Annotated in this window: 16 protein-coding genes and 1 pseudogene; 13 read left to right on the top strand and 4 right to left on the bottom strand. The window is 28.8% G+C overall.

Going from position 1 to position 15983, the window contains the following annotated elements:
• Positions 1 to 128: 128 nt before the first annotated feature.
• Positions 129 to 661: pseudogene (locus Q0617_RS08520) on the bottom strand (recombinase family protein).
• A gap of 195 nt (positions 662 to 856) precedes the next feature.
• Here Q0617_RS08520 and Q0617_RS08515 point away from each other — a divergent pair.
• Positions 857 to 2623, top strand: coding sequence for a GGDEF domain-containing protein (locus tag Q0617_RS08515; RefSeq protein WP_298752435.1), 1767 nt, complete (start codon positions 857 to 859; stop codon positions 2621 to 2623).
• Between the two features lie 179 nt (positions 2624 to 2802).
• Here the strand turns inward: Q0617_RS08515 and Q0617_RS08510 are convergent, their stop codons facing one another.
• Positions 2803 to 4209, bottom strand: coding sequence for a secretin N-terminal domain-containing protein (locus Q0617_RS08510; RefSeq protein WP_298752433.1), 1407 nt, complete (start codon positions 4207 to 4209; stop codon positions 2803 to 2805).
• Between the two features lie 74 nt (positions 4210 to 4283).
• Positions 4284 to 4856 (bottom strand): YigZ family protein, encoded by a 573-nt coding sequence (locus Q0617_RS08505; RefSeq protein WP_298752431.1) that lies wholly within the window; start codon positions 4854 to 4856, stop codon positions 4284 to 4286.
• A 14-nt stretch (positions 4857 to 4870) separates the two neighbouring features.
• Here Q0617_RS08505 and Q0617_RS08500 point away from each other — a divergent pair, with 14 nt between their 5' ends.
• The 12 genes from Q0617_RS08500 to Q0617_RS08445 all read left to right on the top strand — a co-directional run bounded on the left by Q0617_RS08500 (position 4871) and on the right by Q0617_RS08445 (position 15148).
• On the top strand, positions 4871 to 5593 hold the full coding sequence (locus Q0617_RS08500) for a TlyA family RNA methyltransferase (RefSeq protein ID WP_298752428.1): 723 nt from the start codon (positions 4871 to 4873) through the stop codon (positions 5591 to 5593).
• On the top strand, positions 5590 to 6417 hold the full coding sequence (locus Q0617_RS08495; protein WP_298752426.1) for a bifunctional riboflavin kinase/FAD synthetase: 828 nt from the start codon (positions 5590 to 5592) through the stop codon (positions 6415 to 6417). The genes Q0617_RS08500 and Q0617_RS08495 overlap by 4 nt, the downstream gene beginning before the upstream one ends.
• Positions 6418 to 6453: 36 nt before the next feature.
• Positions 6454 to 7164 carry a carboxy-S-adenosyl-L-methionine synthase CmoA gene (gene cmoA, locus Q0617_RS08490; protein ID WP_298752424.1) on the top strand — a complete coding sequence of 237 codons (711 nt, stop codon included), beginning with the start codon at positions 6454 to 6456 and terminating at the stop codon, positions 7162 to 7164.
• Positions 7165 to 7286: 122 nt separating this feature from the next.
• Positions 7287 to 7793: a thioredoxin-dependent thiol peroxidase gene (gene bcp, locus Q0617_RS08485; protein WP_298752411.1), complete on the top strand. Its 507-nt coding sequence runs from the start codon at positions 7287 to 7289 to the stop codon at positions 7791 to 7793.
• A gap of 9 nt (positions 7794 to 7802) precedes the next feature.
• Complete coding sequence (locus Q0617_RS08480) at positions 7803 to 8879, top strand: plasminogen-binding N-terminal domain-containing protein (RefSeq protein WP_298752409.1); 1077 nt, start codon at positions 7803 to 7805, stop codon at positions 8877 to 8879.
• Positions 8869 to 10257 carry an FAD-linked oxidase C-terminal domain-containing protein gene (locus tag Q0617_RS08475; protein WP_298752407.1) on the top strand — a complete coding sequence of 463 codons (1389 nt, stop codon included), beginning with the start codon at positions 8869 to 8871 and terminating at the stop codon, positions 10255 to 10257. The genes Q0617_RS08480 and Q0617_RS08475 overlap by 11 nt, the downstream gene beginning before the upstream one ends.
• Positions 10258 to 10266: 9 nt before the next feature.
• A complete protein-coding gene (locus tag Q0617_RS08470; RefSeq protein WP_298752406.1) occupies positions 10267 to 11061 on the top strand; it encodes a YihY/virulence factor BrkB family protein in 795 nt (264 codons plus the stop codon).
• Positions 11062 to 11144: 83 nt separating this feature from the next.
• Complete coding sequence (locus tag Q0617_RS08465) at positions 11145 to 11540, top strand: hypothetical protein (protein WP_298752405.1); 396 nt, start codon at positions 11145 to 11147, stop codon at positions 11538 to 11540.
• Between the two features lie 130 nt (positions 11541 to 11670).
• Positions 11671 to 12618: a dialkylrecorsinol condensing enzyme gene (locus tag Q0617_RS08460; RefSeq protein ID WP_298752404.1), complete on the top strand. Its 948-nt coding sequence runs from the start codon at positions 11671 to 11673 to the stop codon at positions 12616 to 12618.
• Positions 12619 to 13764, top strand: coding sequence for a beta-ketoacyl-ACP synthase III (locus Q0617_RS08455; RefSeq protein ID WP_298752403.1), 1146 nt, complete (start codon positions 12619 to 12621; stop codon positions 13762 to 13764). It abuts the gene before it with no gap.
• Positions 13764 to 14159 (top strand): hypothetical protein, encoded by a 396-nt coding sequence (locus Q0617_RS08450; protein ID WP_298752402.1) that lies wholly within the window; start codon positions 13764 to 13766, stop codon positions 14157 to 14159. Before Q0617_RS08455 ends, Q0617_RS08450 begins: the two co-directional genes overlap by 1 nt.
• The gene (locus Q0617_RS08445) at positions 14156 to 15148 is read left to right on the top strand and encodes a BtrH N-terminal domain-containing protein (RefSeq protein WP_298752401.1); all 993 of its coding nucleotides are present in this window, start codon (positions 14156 to 14158) and stop codon (positions 15146 to 15148) included. Before Q0617_RS08450 ends, Q0617_RS08445 begins: the two co-directional genes overlap by 4 nt.
• Here Q0617_RS08445 and Q0617_RS08440 read toward each other — a convergent pair.
• Positions 15141 to 15983 carry a hypothetical protein gene (locus Q0617_RS08440; protein WP_298752399.1) on the bottom strand — a complete coding sequence of 281 codons (843 nt, stop codon included), beginning with the start codon at positions 15981 to 15983 and terminating at the stop codon, positions 15141 to 15143. The two genes, Q0617_RS08445 and Q0617_RS08440, sit on opposite strands and share 8 nt — an antisense overlap.

Below are 15983 nucleotides of genomic sequence, written 5' to 3'. Positions count from 1 at the left end.
TGAGACATAAGTCACTGAACAATCTTAATCTAACGTTCAACAAGTTCTTACTTTTGGTGCAGTTTTTGTAATATAAAGCTTTTCCCAAAAAGACTTGAATTTTTGAACATATGAAGTAGTCAGGTTGACTACTTCTTTTTGGATACATCTTTAATTGCTCTATAAATCGTATTTCGAGCTACATGAAAAAGCTTAGATAACCACGCAACAGACTTTCCTTTTTTGTGCTGCTTATATATAACATTCTTCTCTTTAGTATCAAGAATAGCTTTTCTACCAAACTGAACACCTTTTTTCTTTGCAGCTTCAATTCCTTCTTTGACACGTTCATTTATTAAATCACGTTCAAATTCTGCAATAGCACCTAACATTGTAAATAACAGTCTACTTGCTGGAGATGTTGTATCAATGTTTTGATGTAAGACTTTGCAATATTATGAAGATCTATTACAGACCTTGATAATCTATCAAGTTTTGTAATGTAAAGGACATCACCATCTCTTATAAAATCCATCATAATCTTAAACTGTTCACGATTCGATTCATTCTTTCCTGACTTTTTTTCTGAAAAAATCTTTTTACAGCCAGCACTTTTGAGTTGGTCAATTTGATTCTCAAGATTTTGACTAGAAGTTGAAACTCTTGCATAACCTACATTCATAATAAATCCTTTGTGTTGAACTTACTGTTTATCTCATATATTTTAAGGATTGTAAAGTAATGTCTATTCTCCTAAAAGAACAAGTAGTGTAACACTTATTTAAAAATTATGTAGGTTTACTTATATTAATGCTATAAAATCTTATAATATAAATGCTAAAATTTGAAGCATTATCTAAATGAAAGAGATTATACTATGAAGCACCTATCTTATTCAGTTAAAAACATAAATGAGCTAGAAGAGATTCTTTACTCTTCAGAAATAAAAGCTCAAGCTAACTTCTCCTCAATATTAGTACAAGTTTTTTCAGCTGATACAGATGGAAAGTGGATAGAAAAAGTAACTACAAGCATTTCTAAACAACTACCACAAGCTGTTATTGTCGGAGCTACAACAGTAGGTGAAGTGATTTTTGGAAAGACGTATACGAGTAGTACTGTAATAGGGTTCAGCTTTTTTGATACTACTACTTTGCATGTTATTTCTAAAGAGTTTGATAATACTAAAGAGTTTGATACGGGTAAAGTTATTGCTAGTGAGATATCTACTATTGATGAACATATAGCAGGTGTTTTACTTTTAAGTACGCCACTAAGTATAGATGTAGCTAGTTTTCTTGAAGGAATAAAAACTTCTGAGTCATCATATCCAATATTTGGAGGAGGTGCTGGGGATTATGCTTCTATGAATAATTCATTAGTATTCTCTAAGCAGTGGATTAAATCAAAAGGAGCTGTTGCAGTTGTATTCTTAGGTAAAGAACTTCAAATAGATTACAGAACATATCTAGGATGGAAACCATTAAGTCAGGAGATGACTATTACAAAAGCAGATGGTATGTTAGTTAAAACTATCGACAATCGTCCTGCATTTGAAGTATATGATAAATATCTAGGTCTTCCCAATGATGAGAACTTTTTCCTCAATGTTTTAGAGTTTCCTATACTTTTACAGCGTGATGGTAAGGAGCTAGCTAGAGTTCCAGTTTTTGTTGATGAAGAGGGAGGGATACAGTTTGTTGCAGATATTAATGAGGGTGAAAAAATCAGAATTGGTTATGGAGATCCAGATTTAATCATTAATGATTCTGCTCAAATACATCAGTTGGTACAAACATTCCAACCAGAAGCAATCTTTCTCTATACATGTGGATGTAGACGCTTTTTAATGCAAGAACTTGTGGAACTTGAAACTGCACCATTTCAAGAGGTAGCACCTACATTTGGATTCTATACATATGGGGAGTTTTTTGGAACACCATCTAATCTACAGCTACTAAATTCAACAATGCTTATAGTTAGTTTTAGAGAGGGAGAAGTTAAAGCCTCTAACAACACTCTTTCTAAAATTGAGAAAGAAGTACCTGAAGACACAAGTGATCCTTATCTAAATAAACATGGACGAATAATATCTCGTTTGGTGCATTTTGTAGAAGCTGTGACAAGTGAGCTTGCAGAGAAAAATGTAGAATTAAATCAACTTTATGTAACAGACCAGCTTACTGGACTCTACAATAGACATAAACTAGATGAAGTGTTACTATACGAGTTTGATAGAGTGCAAAGGTATAAAGCTTCATTAGGTGTAATAATACTTGACATTGACCACTTTAAACAAGTTAATGATACACACGGACACCAAGTAGGAGATTATGTTTTATCTAATATTTCTAACATACTTCAAAACAATGCTAGAAAGTCTGATACGGTTGGACGTTGGGGAGGTGAAGAGTTCTTAATTATTTGTCCTGAGTCAGATTTAAAAGGACTAATTCAATATGCAGAGAAGCTGAGAAAGCTTATAGAGGGATTTCCTTTTGATAAAGTTGGACATAAAACTTCATGCTTCGGATTGGCAATGTATCAAGAAGGGGATACAATTGAAACAATAATTTCTAAAGCTGATAAAGCACTGTACAAAGCGAAAAATAATGGAAGAAACCGTGTTGAAAGTGTATACTAAAACCTCTAAGTTTTTGAATACGAAGCACTCATATTAGTTTACCGTGTTCCTCAATATGTTCAAAAAGTAAAAACTGCAATGTTCCACAAACCTTAAGGAATTATAGAACAAAAAAAGTGAGTTTTTAAATCTATTAGAATTTGATATTTATCGGTTTGACACAAAGTTTTGTACACTTGCTAATTTTCTATATTAAAATACTTTTTTAGGACTTGCTTGTGATTATTTTTTAAATTATTAGGTGTCTGCTTTTTTTCACTTTTTTCTTCAATACTTTTAAGTAAATTATTTACATAAATCTCCTCAAGTCTAGCTAAATAGTCAACTTTACTTTTTATAACACTTAGTGTTGTATTTTTAGGAATAATAAAGGGAGTGATAACCACCACTAAATTTATCTTATCATTTACATCTTTTTGATTTTTGAATAGATTTCCTAAAATAGGTATATCTTTTAAAACAGGAAGTCCCGAATCCATTTGAAATTTTCTACTTTTAATTAATCCACCTATTATTACACTTTCGCCATTATTCAATATAGCAGAAGTTTTTACTTCTTTTTTTGAAGTATCTAAGTTTTCACTTGTTGTTGACTCTTTTGCATCTTCTAAAATAGTATTAATCTCTAAAATGATTTTATTTTCCGTAATTCTTGGTTTTACTTTTAGTCTTAGCCCTATCTCTTCTCTTTTAAAAGATTGTGTTGTTCCTGAAGTATTTGTTGTCTGCCCAGTTTTAAAGGACTTTGTTTCGCCTACATAAATTGATGACTCTTTATTGTTTATACATAAAATAGATGGTTCTGATATGACATCTACTCCTTGATTTTGTTTTAGAAAATTTATAGTTGCACCTAATGTTAAGCCCTTTGACAAAGAACTTATGTCAAATCCAAAACTACTAAACTCACTAAAATCCACTGAACTATTATTTAAACTGTTAAAAGAGCTAGAAAAAGTACTTAAGGTACTTGAACTATATTTGTTAAATCCTGCCAATCCATACTCCAAGCCAATCTCTTTTGTTTTTGTTTGGCTTATCTCAATAATCTTTGCTTTTATATATATTTGTGCACTTTGTTTATCTATATCACTAATAAACTTTTTTGCTTTATAAATATCATTTTGCATTCCTGTAATTATTATGGAGTTTGTATCTTTTTCTATAGTTATAAGAGGAGCTGTTTTTGATTGTTTGTTTGAAAAAATTGTATTTAAAACTTCTAAAATATTTTCTGCTTCTAGGTTTTTTATTTTTATTACTTCAATAGTTCTTTTATGGGAGCTTAAATTGCTATTTAGGTTTTCTATTTTTAAGATATCATCATCTTTTTTTAGAACATAACCTTTTTTTACCAAGGCATACTCTAAGATTTCTAGAAGTCTTTTTTTTCGTATAGGTTTATTTGTAATTAAATCAACACTACCTTCAATCTTTCCAAGATAGAAGATATTTTTGTTTAACTGTTTTGAAGTGATTTTTATCAACTCTTCAAGACTCATATTTCTAAAATTTATATTAATAAATTCATTACTATTAGCATATAAACTTGCAAAAAAAACCAATATATATAATAAAATCTTCAAATTACTTCCTTATAAATAATTTAAAATATTATTATACTTATTAATTTCTTAATAATTACATATTAGTTATATATTTATTGTAATTTTACTCCAAGGGGCAACTCTGTATTAAAAAGCTCAAAATCCTCTTTTGTAGATTCCAAGGTTAAGTTTACACTTGAATCAAACTCTTTATTGATTATATTTATGTTTGAATTTTTTATTATGTATTCAAGTTTTGATAACTCTGAATATTCACATCGCAGATTTTGTATCTGTAGTTTTTGATAAGTTTCTAGTTGGGAAATATTTATCACAGAATTAACAGCATCACTGTATGCGCGTACTAATCCACCAGTTCCTAGTTTTACTCCACCAAAGTATCGTACTACTATTACAAAACTGTTTATTAGCTCATTTCCTGCTATTACGTTTAAGCAGGGTTTTCCACTTGTACCTTTGGGTTCTCCATCATCACTACTATTTTCAATAACTTGGTCAAACTCATTTAAATATCTATAAGCATAAACAAAGTGTCTAGCCTTTGGATGTTCACTTTTAAGTCTTTGCATAACATCGTTAAACTCTGAATATGGAGCTAAAAAAGCAAGAAATTTTGATTTTTTTTCTTCGAAGGTTGAACTAAACTCTTTTTGAACAAATTTCAACTATAATTCCACCTATGAGATTAGATTTATTTTTAACAAAAGCTTTTAATATTCAAAGTAGAAACAAAGCCCATGAGCTTATAAAAGCAAATAAAATAAAAATAGATGGTGTTATTATAACAAAACCATCTTTTAATGTAGAAGAGACTCAAAAAGTAGAGATTTTAGAAGATACTTTTTATGTTTCAAGAGCTGCTTATAAATTAAAATATTTTTTAGATGAGATAGATTTAAACCTAGAAGGTTTAACTGCCTTAGATATAGGTTCTAGTACAGGAGGCTTTACGCAAGTTCTCCTTGAAAATGAAGTTGAAAGTGTAACTTGTGTTGATGTGGGAAGTAATCAACTCCACGAAAAGATAAAGCACCATGAAAAAATAGAGTTTTTTGAAAATTGTGATATTAGAGATTTTTCCTCAGATAAAATTTTTGATATAGTTACTTGTGATGTTTCATTTATAAGTTTACACAATATTATAGATGACATAAATAGATTAGCAGCAAAAAATATAATAGTGCTTTTTAAACCCCAATTTGAAGTTGGAACAAATGTCAAAAGAGACAAAAAAGGTATGGTAAAAGATAAAAATGCCATAGAGTTATCTAGAAGAAATTTTTTAGGGGTAACGATACTTTTAAACTGGAAATTAATAGAACACTCTAAAAGTAAACTAGAGGGTAAAGATGGAAATATCGAAGAACTTTTTTACTTTCAAAAAGATATAGGGAAGAAATGAAAAAAAGCAAAAAAGACATAACGTCTATAGCAATTGGTGGTTTTGATGGTATGCATATCGCTCACCAGTCATTATTTACAAACTTAAGTAAAAATGGTGCAGTAGTAGTGATCGAATCAGGTTATGCAAATATGACACCTGGAAATACAAGAGAAGAGTATAGTAAGTTTCCTATTTTTTATTATGAATTAAACTCTATAAAACACTTGGAAGGAAAAGAGTTCATAGACCAACTCAAAATTGAGTTTCCAAGTCTAAAAAAAATAGTAGTTGGTTTTGATTTTTGTTTTGGTAAAAATAGAACTTATTGCGTTGATAAATTAAAATCAATATTTGATGGTGATGTAGTAGTAATAAATGAAATAAGTGTAAATGATATCCCTGTTCATTCAAGAGTAATTAGAGAGTATATTAAAACAGGTGATTTTAAAACTGTAAATACCCTACTTGGAAGAAAATACAAAATAACTGGTCTTCAAATAAGAGGTCAAGGTTTAGGTAAAAAAGAGTTTGTCCCAACGATAAATCTAAACGTAACAAAATACATCTTGCCAAAAGAAGGTGTTTATATTACTAAAACTATAGTTGATGGCAAAAGTCACCCTTCTATTACTTTTATAGGTCATAGAACAACCACAGATGGAAGCTTCGCCATTGAAACCCACATAATAAACAATGATATTCAAGTGCATGAAAAAGATGTAAGTATAAAGTTTTATGAGAAAACAAGAGATAATAAAAAGTTTGATTCATTTGAAAAATTAAAAGAACAAATCCTAAATGATATAAATGATTGTAAAAACTATTTTAATCTTAGTTTATAAAATATATATTAATAATCATTTTGATAGAATATCTACATGGTAGATAAAGTATTTAATAAATCAATTAAAAAACAATTTGAATTTGACGAAGAGGTTGCATCTGTATTTGATGATATGCTAAATCGTTCAGTTCCATACTATAAAGAGATGCAAAGATTGACTATAAATTTTGCACTAAACTTTTTAGAAGATGATTACAAGGTTTTTGATTTAGGTTGTTCAACAGCTTCAACACTAATAGAACTAAGTAAACATTGTGATAAAAAACTAAACTTAATAGGAATTGATAATTCACAAGCCATGTTAAATAGAGCTTCAAATAAAGCTAAAGCTTTTGGAGTTGATATTGAATTTATATGTGGGGATATCCACGATGTAGATTTATTGGATGCAAACTTAATAGTATCTAACTATACACTTCAATTTATACGACCTTTACAAAGAGAAAAGCTCATAAAAAAAATCTATGACTCTTTAGATACTAAGGGTGTATTTATTTTTAGTGAAAAGGTAATATCATCAAACAAAGTTTTAAACAAACAGTGTATAGATGAATATTATGAGTTTAAAAAAACTCAAGGCTACTCAGAGTTTGAGATTTCTCAAAAAAGAGAAGCCTTGGAAAATGTTTTGATACCATATACAGAAGATGAAAATAAAAAAATGATTAAAGATGCAGGTTTTAGCCACTGTGAAACACTTTTTAAGTGGGTTAATTTTGCAACATTTATAGCAATAAAGAATTAAAAGTCTCTTCTGAGACTCTTTAGTTTTTGCTTCTTTTAATAGGAATTTATTTCCTATGCTAAAAAGAAGAAAAAAATCATAAGGTCCCTTTTTATTAGGGACTAATAAAAAGGAATTATATTATGTTAGAAGTAGGAACAATTGCACCAGATTTTTGTGCTCCAAATCAAGATGATGTGGAAATTTGTCTTAGAGATATAAAAGGTAACTGGATAGTTTTATATTTTTATCCAAGGGATAATACACCAGGATGTACAACTGAAGCTTGTGACTTTACTGCTTCAATGCCTGAATTTGATGATTTGGATGCAACTATTTTAGGTGTTAGTCCAGATACACCTGCAAAACATAGAAACTTTATAGAAAAACAAAATTTAAGCATAACACTACTTGCAGATACAGAAAAAAAGATGTGTGAAGATTATGGGGTTTGGCAACTAAAAAAATTCATGGGTAGAGAATCTATGGGAGTAGTAAGAACTACATTCATTATAAACCCAGAAGGTGAAATAGCTGCTATTTGGGAAAAAGTGAGTGTGAGAAAAAAGAAGAAATCAAAAGGTGAAACTACTGAGATCTTACATGTAAATGTAGTGAAAGAAAAATTAAAAGAGTTACAAGCTAAATAAGGAAAAACAATGATAAACAAAAGATTATTACTACTAGGTGCTGCATTTTTAGTTGCAAATACATTAAATGCAAAAACTACAATTTGTTATAAAAAAGGTTGGGAAACTCCATCAAGTATCGAAACCACAAAATTAGATGGTGGTGAATGTAAGGGTGAGAAATCTTTAAAAGAGATGAAAAGAGCTGGTTGGTATATCAAAGATATAGATATCAAATCAGCAGACAAAGGATTAGATTATAACTATATATTAAGTGATATCAATCCTATAATCATTGACAAAGAGCTAACTTCAACTAATGACCTTACAAAAGAAGTAGATATGCAAATACAAATTAGCAGACTTTCTAATGTAACTAGTGAAAATGCCACGATAAACATAGGAAACCTAAAAATTGGACAAAGTGGTATTATTCAACATAGATATGAAAATGGAAATACCATAATTATATCAAGTGCATATGTAGTAAGTTCAAATGCAAACTCTTCTGTTGTAAAATTTATTCCATTTTTAGACCTAACTCAAAATGCTATTCCAACATCAAATAGAGTTGTTGCAAATGATGATATATTTACATTAAACTATATGTATGACCAAAGTTTATTAATAGCTCCAAACATAGATACATTTAGAACTGTAAGAGGAAAATTCACTTACAATAACTTCGTGCACTCAGATATTTTTGGGGCATATTTAAAAAGTGAATATAGACCTCTTCCTTCACAAAAAATCCTTCAAGAGTTTGCACTTTCACAAAATATGGGAACTATATTTATAGTGGTTAAGTCAGATTTATACGTATTGGATAGTAGAACTTTTACAGTTTTAAATAAACAAAAAATAGCAAATATCTCAAGTAAAACACAAATGCCATTTTATACAAGAATTGAAAACATAGAATCAAATCTATTTACATCTGATATTTGGAGTTGGTTAGACTTCTCAGTTATTACAGATTTTTTAGATGATAATAGAACAGAAGAAGAGATTTTATATGGTGATTTAGCACAAAATAAAAGCAAAGGTGACCAAATAGACTATAACACTTACTATTCAAATTTACTAGGGCTAAATAATGATAAATAAAGAGCATGTTAATCATTTCATCTCTATTGTTGGAGAAGAGAATGTAAAAAGCGATAAAGCTCATCTAATAGCATACTGTTATGATGCTACAAAAGAGAGATTTGAGCCAGATGCAGTTGTTTTTCCAAGAGATGAACAAGATGTATCAGATGTACTTAAATACTGTAATGATAAAAAGATAGTAATTGTTCCAAGAGGTGCAGGAAGTGGATTTACAGGTGGAGCACTTCCTTCAGAAGGGGGTATTATTCTTAGCCTTGAAAGACATATGAATAAACTACTTGAAATAGATATGGAAAATATGTTAGGTATCGTACAACCTGGTCTTATTAATATGGATTTTCAAAAAGCAGCTGAAGAAGTAGGATTATTTTATCCTCCAGACCCAGCAAGTGAGCACTACTCTACTTTAGGTGGAAATGTAAGTGAAAATGCAGGTGGAATGAGAGCTGCAAAATATGGTATAACAAAAGATTATGTAGTAGCCCTTAGAGCTGTTTTACCAAATGGTGAGATTATAAGAGCTGGTAAAAAAACTATCAAAGATGTTGCAGGATATAACACCGCAGGTATTTTAATAGCAAGTGAAGGAACACTAGCAATTATCACAGAAATCACACTTAAGCTAATCCCAAAACCAAAATTCAAACAGACTTACATGGGTGTTTTTCCAGATGTAAATAAAGCTATGAATGCAGTATTTAAATCACTAGCCTCTGGTGCAAATCCAGTTGCAATGGAATTTTTAGATGCTCTTGTAATAAAAGCATTAAGAGAAAAATTTCCACAAGTAAGTCTACCTGAAAATGCAGGTGGTATTTTAGTAGGTGATGTTGATGGAAGTAGTCAAGCAGAAGTTGATGAACAGTTAAACACTTTAAAAGAGTCATTTGCTCAATATGGTTCTACTGAGTTTATTGTTGCAAAAGATGATGAAGAAGCATCTAAGTTATGGTTTGCAAGAAGAAATGCAAGTCCTGCAACAGCAATCTATGGTACTAAAAAACTTAATGAAGATATTTCAGTTCCTAGAAGTAAATTGCCAGAGGCCCTAGAAGAGATATATAAGATAGGTGACAAATATGGCTTCAATGTTCCTTGTTTTGGCCATGCAGGTGATGGAAATATTCATGTTAATGTAATGGTGAAAGATAAAAACAATGAAAAAGAGATGCATGATGGACATAAAGCCATAGAAGAGATTTTTCAACTTGTAGTTGATATGGGTGGAACTTTAAGTGGAGAACATGGGATTGGCTTGTCAAAAGCACCCTTTATGGATATTGCCTTTAACCAAGCAGAAATTGAACTATTTAAAAGTATCAAAAAAGCCTTTGATCCAAACAATATTCTAAATCCACATAAAATGGGATTATAAAGTGAAATAATGGAAAATAAAAATGGTAAAAAACTATTTGCAAAAGTTATAGATGCCCTTGATTCGTTTTTTAATGATGATACAACTTATTACGCAGCAAGCCTTAGCTTTTTTACTATTTTTTCTATTCTTCCAATTTTTGCCTTAATCATTGCAATAATTTCAAATCTAGAACAGTTTAATGAGTATGTTGAGCTATTTATAAACTATATATTAAACCTAATCAATCCATCCCACTCACAAAACTTTGCACAACAAATAAAAAACTTCATCTCAAACTCTGATAAACTTGGGAATATTGGGATTGTTTATATGCTATTTGTTTTTACAATGTTTTTTAAAGATTACGAATATATTGTAAATAAAATCCATAAAACAAAAAGAAAGTCAATCTATGCCTCTTTTTTCTTTTATCTTTTCTTTATTACCCTACTTCCATTAGTATTTGCAGGATATATTATAATAACAACTTTTTATAATAATACAATTTTTGATTTTTTACTAACACTAATACTTGGTTGGAGTATATTTTTTGTACTATTTAAGCTAACTGTGAATACATACATTAGTGTAAAAGCGGCACTTTTATCTTCATTTATTACTTTAGTAGTTATTTCAATAACAAAAAACCTTTTTGTATACTACGTCTTATATAATCAAACCTACACTACACTATATGGTTCAATGGCAACACTTCTTTTTACTTTTCTATGGATTTATACCTCATGGATAATCTTTTTGTATGGTGTTAAGCTTTGCCATAATTTAAACCTAAAAGAGTTGAGTAAAATAGAAGCAAACTAAAATTATTTTTATACTAATAATTAATTTATTAATTATATTATAATAATGACAATGATATAATCTTAAAATTTTAAGGAGACAAAATGAAAAACATATTAAAAGTATCTAGTGTACTATTTTTAGCATTATTTATTTTAGCAGGTTGTAGAACAGCTGCTGTATACAATGTTAATAATGATCCAATAGAAGTGAATGCATCTATGGAAAAAGTTTATAAAGCAATCAAAATAGCTGGTGCTTCAAAAGGTTGGATTATAACACAAGTTAAACCTGGATTGGCAATGGGTAAAATAATGCTTAGACAACATCAAGCAGTTGTAGAGATTCCATATAATGAAAAAAGTTTCTCAATTAAATATAAAAGTAGTTTAAATTTAAAATACAACTCTCAAACAAATCAAATCCACCAAAACTATAATGGTTGGGTTCAAAACTTAGAAAATGCGATTAATCTTCAATTATCTATGTATGCAAAATAAAAAATTAATGTAATATAGTATTTATATACTATATTGCATTAATAATCATGAAATAATAACTTCTCTTATTCATTTTTAATAAAAAAAATGATATTTTACTACATTAAAATTAATCTTTCAGGCATCTAATTTGAATCAAAAAAAAGTTTTAGTAGTTTCTTATTCTCAAACTGGACAACTAAACAATCTAGTTAAAAACTTCACTAAACCCCTTTACGAAAATGAAGACATTGAACTTTTTTACAAAAATATTAAACCAAAAAAACCTTATCCTTTTCCTTGGTCTCTTATGACTTTTATGGATAGTTTTCCAGAGTCTGTATATCTTGACACCTGTGAAATAGAAGAGTTTGAAGATGACTCAAATGATTATGACTTGATTATTCTTTCTTATCAAGTTTGGTTTCTTTCTCCTTCTATTCCTATCTCATCATTTTTAAAATCTTCTTGGGCAAAAAGTAAATTTAAAAATAAACCTGTTATTACACTTATTGGCTGTAGAAATATGTGGATAATGGCACAAGAAAAAATGAAACAGATGTTATCTGACTTAGAAGCAAACTTAATAGATAATGTAGTTTTGATAGATAAAGGAAACTCTTTAGAAACATTTATAACAACTCCAAGATGGATGTTAACTGGTAAAAAGAATTCTATTTTTGGATTGAGTAGTGCTGGTATAAGTGAAGATGAAATAATAAAATCACAAAGATTTGGTAAAGCTTTAGTTGATGCCCTAAAAAGTGATAAAGAAAAAGAGAATAAAAGTTTGCTTTATGGATTAAAAGCAGTTGTTGTGAATACTAAACTTATCAGAAGTGAACAAATAGGAACAAAAAGTTTCACTATTTGGGGTGGACTTATAAGAAAAATAGGTAAACCAGGAAACATAAAAAGAAAACCAGTTGTAATGTTATACTTAATATTTTTATTATTAATGATAGTTACAGTAGTACCTATAAATATGATAATACAATCGGTTTTAAGAAAAATAAATAAAAATGCAGTTATAAAACAAAAAGAATTATATGAATTGCCATCAGGTAGTGGTGAGGAAAGAATAAAGGAATATCAATAAATGTCAGATGTTTATATAAATAATATTCAAAAGTTTATGCCAAATGAACCTGTGGATAATAAAGATATTGAAGAATATCTTGGATATATTGGCGGAAAAAAATCAAAAGCTAAAAATATAGTTTTAAGAAGTAATGGAATTAAAAGAAGATTTTATGTTTTAGAAAAAGGGACTCAAAAACCTTTATTTACAAATGCACAACTTTGTTCAAATGCTATAGAAAAATTGATAGATGAAGATTTTACCTTAGAAAATATAGAATGCCTTGCTTGTGGAACTACCTCTCCTGATCAATTGATGCCTGGTCATACCTTGATGGTGCAAGGTGAGTTAGGTATCAATGGAATTGAAACTATATCAGCTTCTGGAATATGTCTAAGTGGAATAAATGCTTTAAAATATATCTATTATGGAATAAAAGCAGGCGAAATCACAAAAGCTGTATCATGTGGATCAGAGGCTTCATCTCCCATTTTATGTGCTAGAAACTTTACAGAAGAATCAAATCACAAACTAGCTGAATTGGAAAAAAATGCTGGAATAGCATTTGAAAAAGATTTTCTAAGATGGATGCTTTCAGATGGTGCAGGAGCTATGAGAGTTGAAAATAGTCCAAATAAAAATAAAATTTCTTTAAAAATAGACTTTATAGATGTATTATCATATGCGGGAGAAATGCCTGTTTGTATGTATAGCGGACTAGAAATACTTGAGAACAATTCAATTCAATCTTGGAGAGCATACGAACAAGAAGAAGTGATGAAAAAATCATTACTAAGTGTAAGACAAGATGTAAAACTTCTAAATGAAAATATCGTTGAATATACAGTAATTAAACCATTAATTGAAATAATTAAAAAAAGAGATATAAAAGCAGAAGAATATAATTACTTTTTACCACACTACTCTTCAACATATTTTAGAGATAAACTATATGAAGGCTTAAAAAAAGCTAACTTTGAAATTCCATATGACAAATGGTTTACAAATCTAGTCACTCATGGAAATACAGGAAGTGCATCTATATATATAATGCTTGAAGAGTTATTTAACAGTGGCAATTTAAAAAAAGGACAAAAAATTCTTTGCTATATCCCAGAAAGTGGAAGATTTTCAACTGCCTTCATGTCTTTAAAAGTTGTGTAATGAAAAAAATTGAAATTCCCCAAGAGAATAACTCTACATTAAATGGACAAAAAAAAGTAATGTATGGAACAGATGAGCATGGGGATTTTCAAAGAATAAATTATGCAAGTAGTGTTGAAGAGTTTGCAACTATTACAGCAGTTGAAGAGTATAAAGAGTTAGAAAAAGAGTGTTTAGAAGATATAAATAATAACATTGCTTCACCAATTAAATATTTTATGTATAAAAATAGAATGGATTTACCAACGCTAGCAAGTGCAGTTGGTATGTTTTCATTTAGAGTAAAAAGACACTTAAGAATGGAAATCTTTAAAAAGCTGAATAATAAAACTATTCAAAAATATGCAGATGCTTTTTCAATTGAAATTGAAGAACTAAAGGATTTTAAAATATGATAGATAACTTTAAACATTCCCAATTTGCCCACTGTGAAAGTGGAGTTGTATCAACACTACTAACTCACTATGGCTTAGAAATAAGTGAACCTATGGCTTTTGGAATAACAAGCACTCTGTCTTTTGCATATTTGCCTTTTATAAAAATAAATAATTTACCACTAATAGCCTATAGGGACTTACCTAAAAATATTGTAAAAAAGATTGAAAAAACTTTGGGTGTTACTATTTTAAAAAAACAGTATAAAAATCTTTTGGAAGCAAATCTTGAACTAACAAAAATAGTAGAAGATGAAAAAAAACTAGTAGGTTTACAAACTTCAGTTTTTTACCTTCCTTATATGCCTGAGAATATGAGATTTCATTTCAATGCACACAATCTTTTAGTTTATGGCAAAACTGGGAAAAAGTACAAAATCTCTGATCCTGTTTTTGAAGATGTTGTTGAGTGTAGCGAAAAGGATTTAACAAAAGCAAGATTTGCAAAAGGAGCATTTGCCCCAAAAGGATTTTTATACTACCCAACAAATATTCCTGAAAATATTAATTTTACACCAATAATAAAAAAAGCCATTAGAAAAAATGCAAAATCAATGTTAACACCCTTTCCTTTTGCAGGAGTAAAAGGTATGAGAAGATTAGCAAAATCAATAGAAAAACTTCAAAAGAACAAGGATAATAGATATATAAAGAACTATTTAACACATATTGTTAGAATGCAAGAAGAGATTGGAACAGGTGGTGGTGGATTTAGATTTTTATATGCTGCATTTTTACAAGAATCAAAAAAATATAATTTAGATAATGAAAAGATTCAAAAAGCCAGTGAATTAATTACCCAATCAGGAGATACGCTAAGATATTTTGCTTTAAAATGTGTGGAGTCCGCAAAAAAAATAGAAAGATTTGATGCAAAAGAAATCTCAAATATATTGATAAAAGCTTCAACTTTAGAAGAAGAAGCTTTTAGAATATTAAAAACTATTTAATATTTTCAAAATAAAACAGATAAGCTCTTTTTTTAGAATCTAAACTAATGTAAATAGCTGATTCTTTTTTTTCATTTAATATATCAATAATATCAGCAACACTGTATGTTCCATAAAAGTTATCTTGATTTTTATATACTAACTCTTTATTAACCTCTAATTCACTTACATATTTTTTTGCAAATTGATTTAATCCTACTACTTTATAATCAATTGTCTTTAAATAACTATTTAATTCATTTACATTTACAAAAAAATCAAAATGTTTTACTTTAGCCAAAGAATTAATTTTCTCATCGTTTATATATATCCACGAAGAGCCATCTTTTGAAACTAAATTTTCTAAATTATTAATATTAGAGTTGGCACTTAGTACCTTATCCAAAGATTCATCTACTCCACCTATTAAGATATCACTTACTTTTTTATAATGAAAATCAAAATATGCCAACTCAAATGCTTTTTCAAAAGATAAATCTTCAGATGTTATATTTATGTTATTTCCAAAAACTTCTAAAGCCTGAGATATTACAAATCCTGTATTATTTGTATTTACATTTAAAAAATCAAATGGCATAACAAAAGAATCATCACTATTTATTTGATTTAAAACCTTTAATAGGTCTTCAATACAGCCATATTCACTTGAAATATATGTTGATAAGGTATCTTTATACTTTATATTACTTAATGCCTTTATGGCTCCATAAACAGCCATTACATTGAACTTTGAATTTCTTCTTAGATTTAAACTTGAAATTTCTTTTAAATCTTTTCTATACTCTTTTGCCGTTCTATTCTCATTTAGTAGTTTATAAACACTTTTTATATACAT

Origin of the sequence: uncultured Arcobacter sp. (genome assembly GCF_937982575.1) — a bacterium.
GTDB lineage: Bacteria > Campylobacterota > Campylobacteria > Campylobacterales > Arcobacteraceae > Arcobacter.
Note: the sequence above shows the minus strand (reverse complement) of the source record. Positions and strands in the feature narration are given on the sequence as shown.

Bases quoted from the DNA above. Each gene is read 5' to 3' on its own strand.
- Q0617_RS08480 (WP_298752409.1), top strand. From the start codon at position 7,803: ATGATAAACAAAAGATTATTACTACTAGGTGCTGCATTTTTAGTTGCA.
- Q0617_RS08500 (WP_298752428.1), top strand. From the start codon at position 4,871: ATGAGATTAGATTTATTTTTAACAAAAGCTTTTAATATTCAAAGTAGA.
- Q0617_RS08465 (WP_298752405.1), top strand. From the start codon at position 11,145: ATGAAAAACATATTAAAAGTATCTAGTGTACTATTTTTAGCATTATTT.
- Q0617_RS08455 (WP_298752403.1), top strand. From the start codon at position 12,619: ATGTCAGATGTTTATATAAATAATATTCAAAAGTTTATGCCAAATGAA.
- Q0617_RS08450 (WP_298752402.1), top strand. From the start codon at position 13,764: ATGAAAAAAATTGAAATTCCCCAAGAGAATAACTCTACATTAAATGGA.
- Q0617_RS08475 (WP_298752407.1), top strand. From the start codon at position 8,869: ATGATAAATAAAGAGCATGTTAATCATTTCATCTCTATTGTTGGAGAA.
- Q0617_RS08470 (WP_298752406.1), top strand. From the start codon at position 10,267: ATGGAAAATAAAAATGGTAAAAAACTATTTGCAAAAGTTATAGATGCC.
- bcp (WP_298752411.1), top strand. From the start codon at position 7,287: ATGTTAGAAGTAGGAACAATTGCACCAGATTTTTGTGCTCCAAATCAA.
- Q0617_RS08515 (WP_298752435.1), top strand. From the start codon at position 857: ATGAAGCACCTATCTTATTCAGTTAAAAACATAAATGAGCTAGAAGAG.
- Q0617_RS08445 (WP_298752401.1), top strand. From the start codon at position 14,156: ATGATAGATAACTTTAAACATTCCCAATTTGCCCACTGTGAAAGTGGA.
- cmoA (WP_298752424.1), top strand. From the start codon at position 6,454: ATGGTAGATAAAGTATTTAATAAATCAATTAAAAAACAATTTGAATTT.
- Q0617_RS08440 (WP_298752399.1), bottom strand. From the start codon at position 15,983: ATGTATATAAAAAGTGTTTATAAACTACTAAATGAGAATAGAACGGCA.
- Q0617_RS08495 (WP_298752426.1), top strand. From the start codon at position 5,590: ATGAAAAAAAGCAAAAAAGACATAACGTCTATAGCAATTGGTGGTTTT.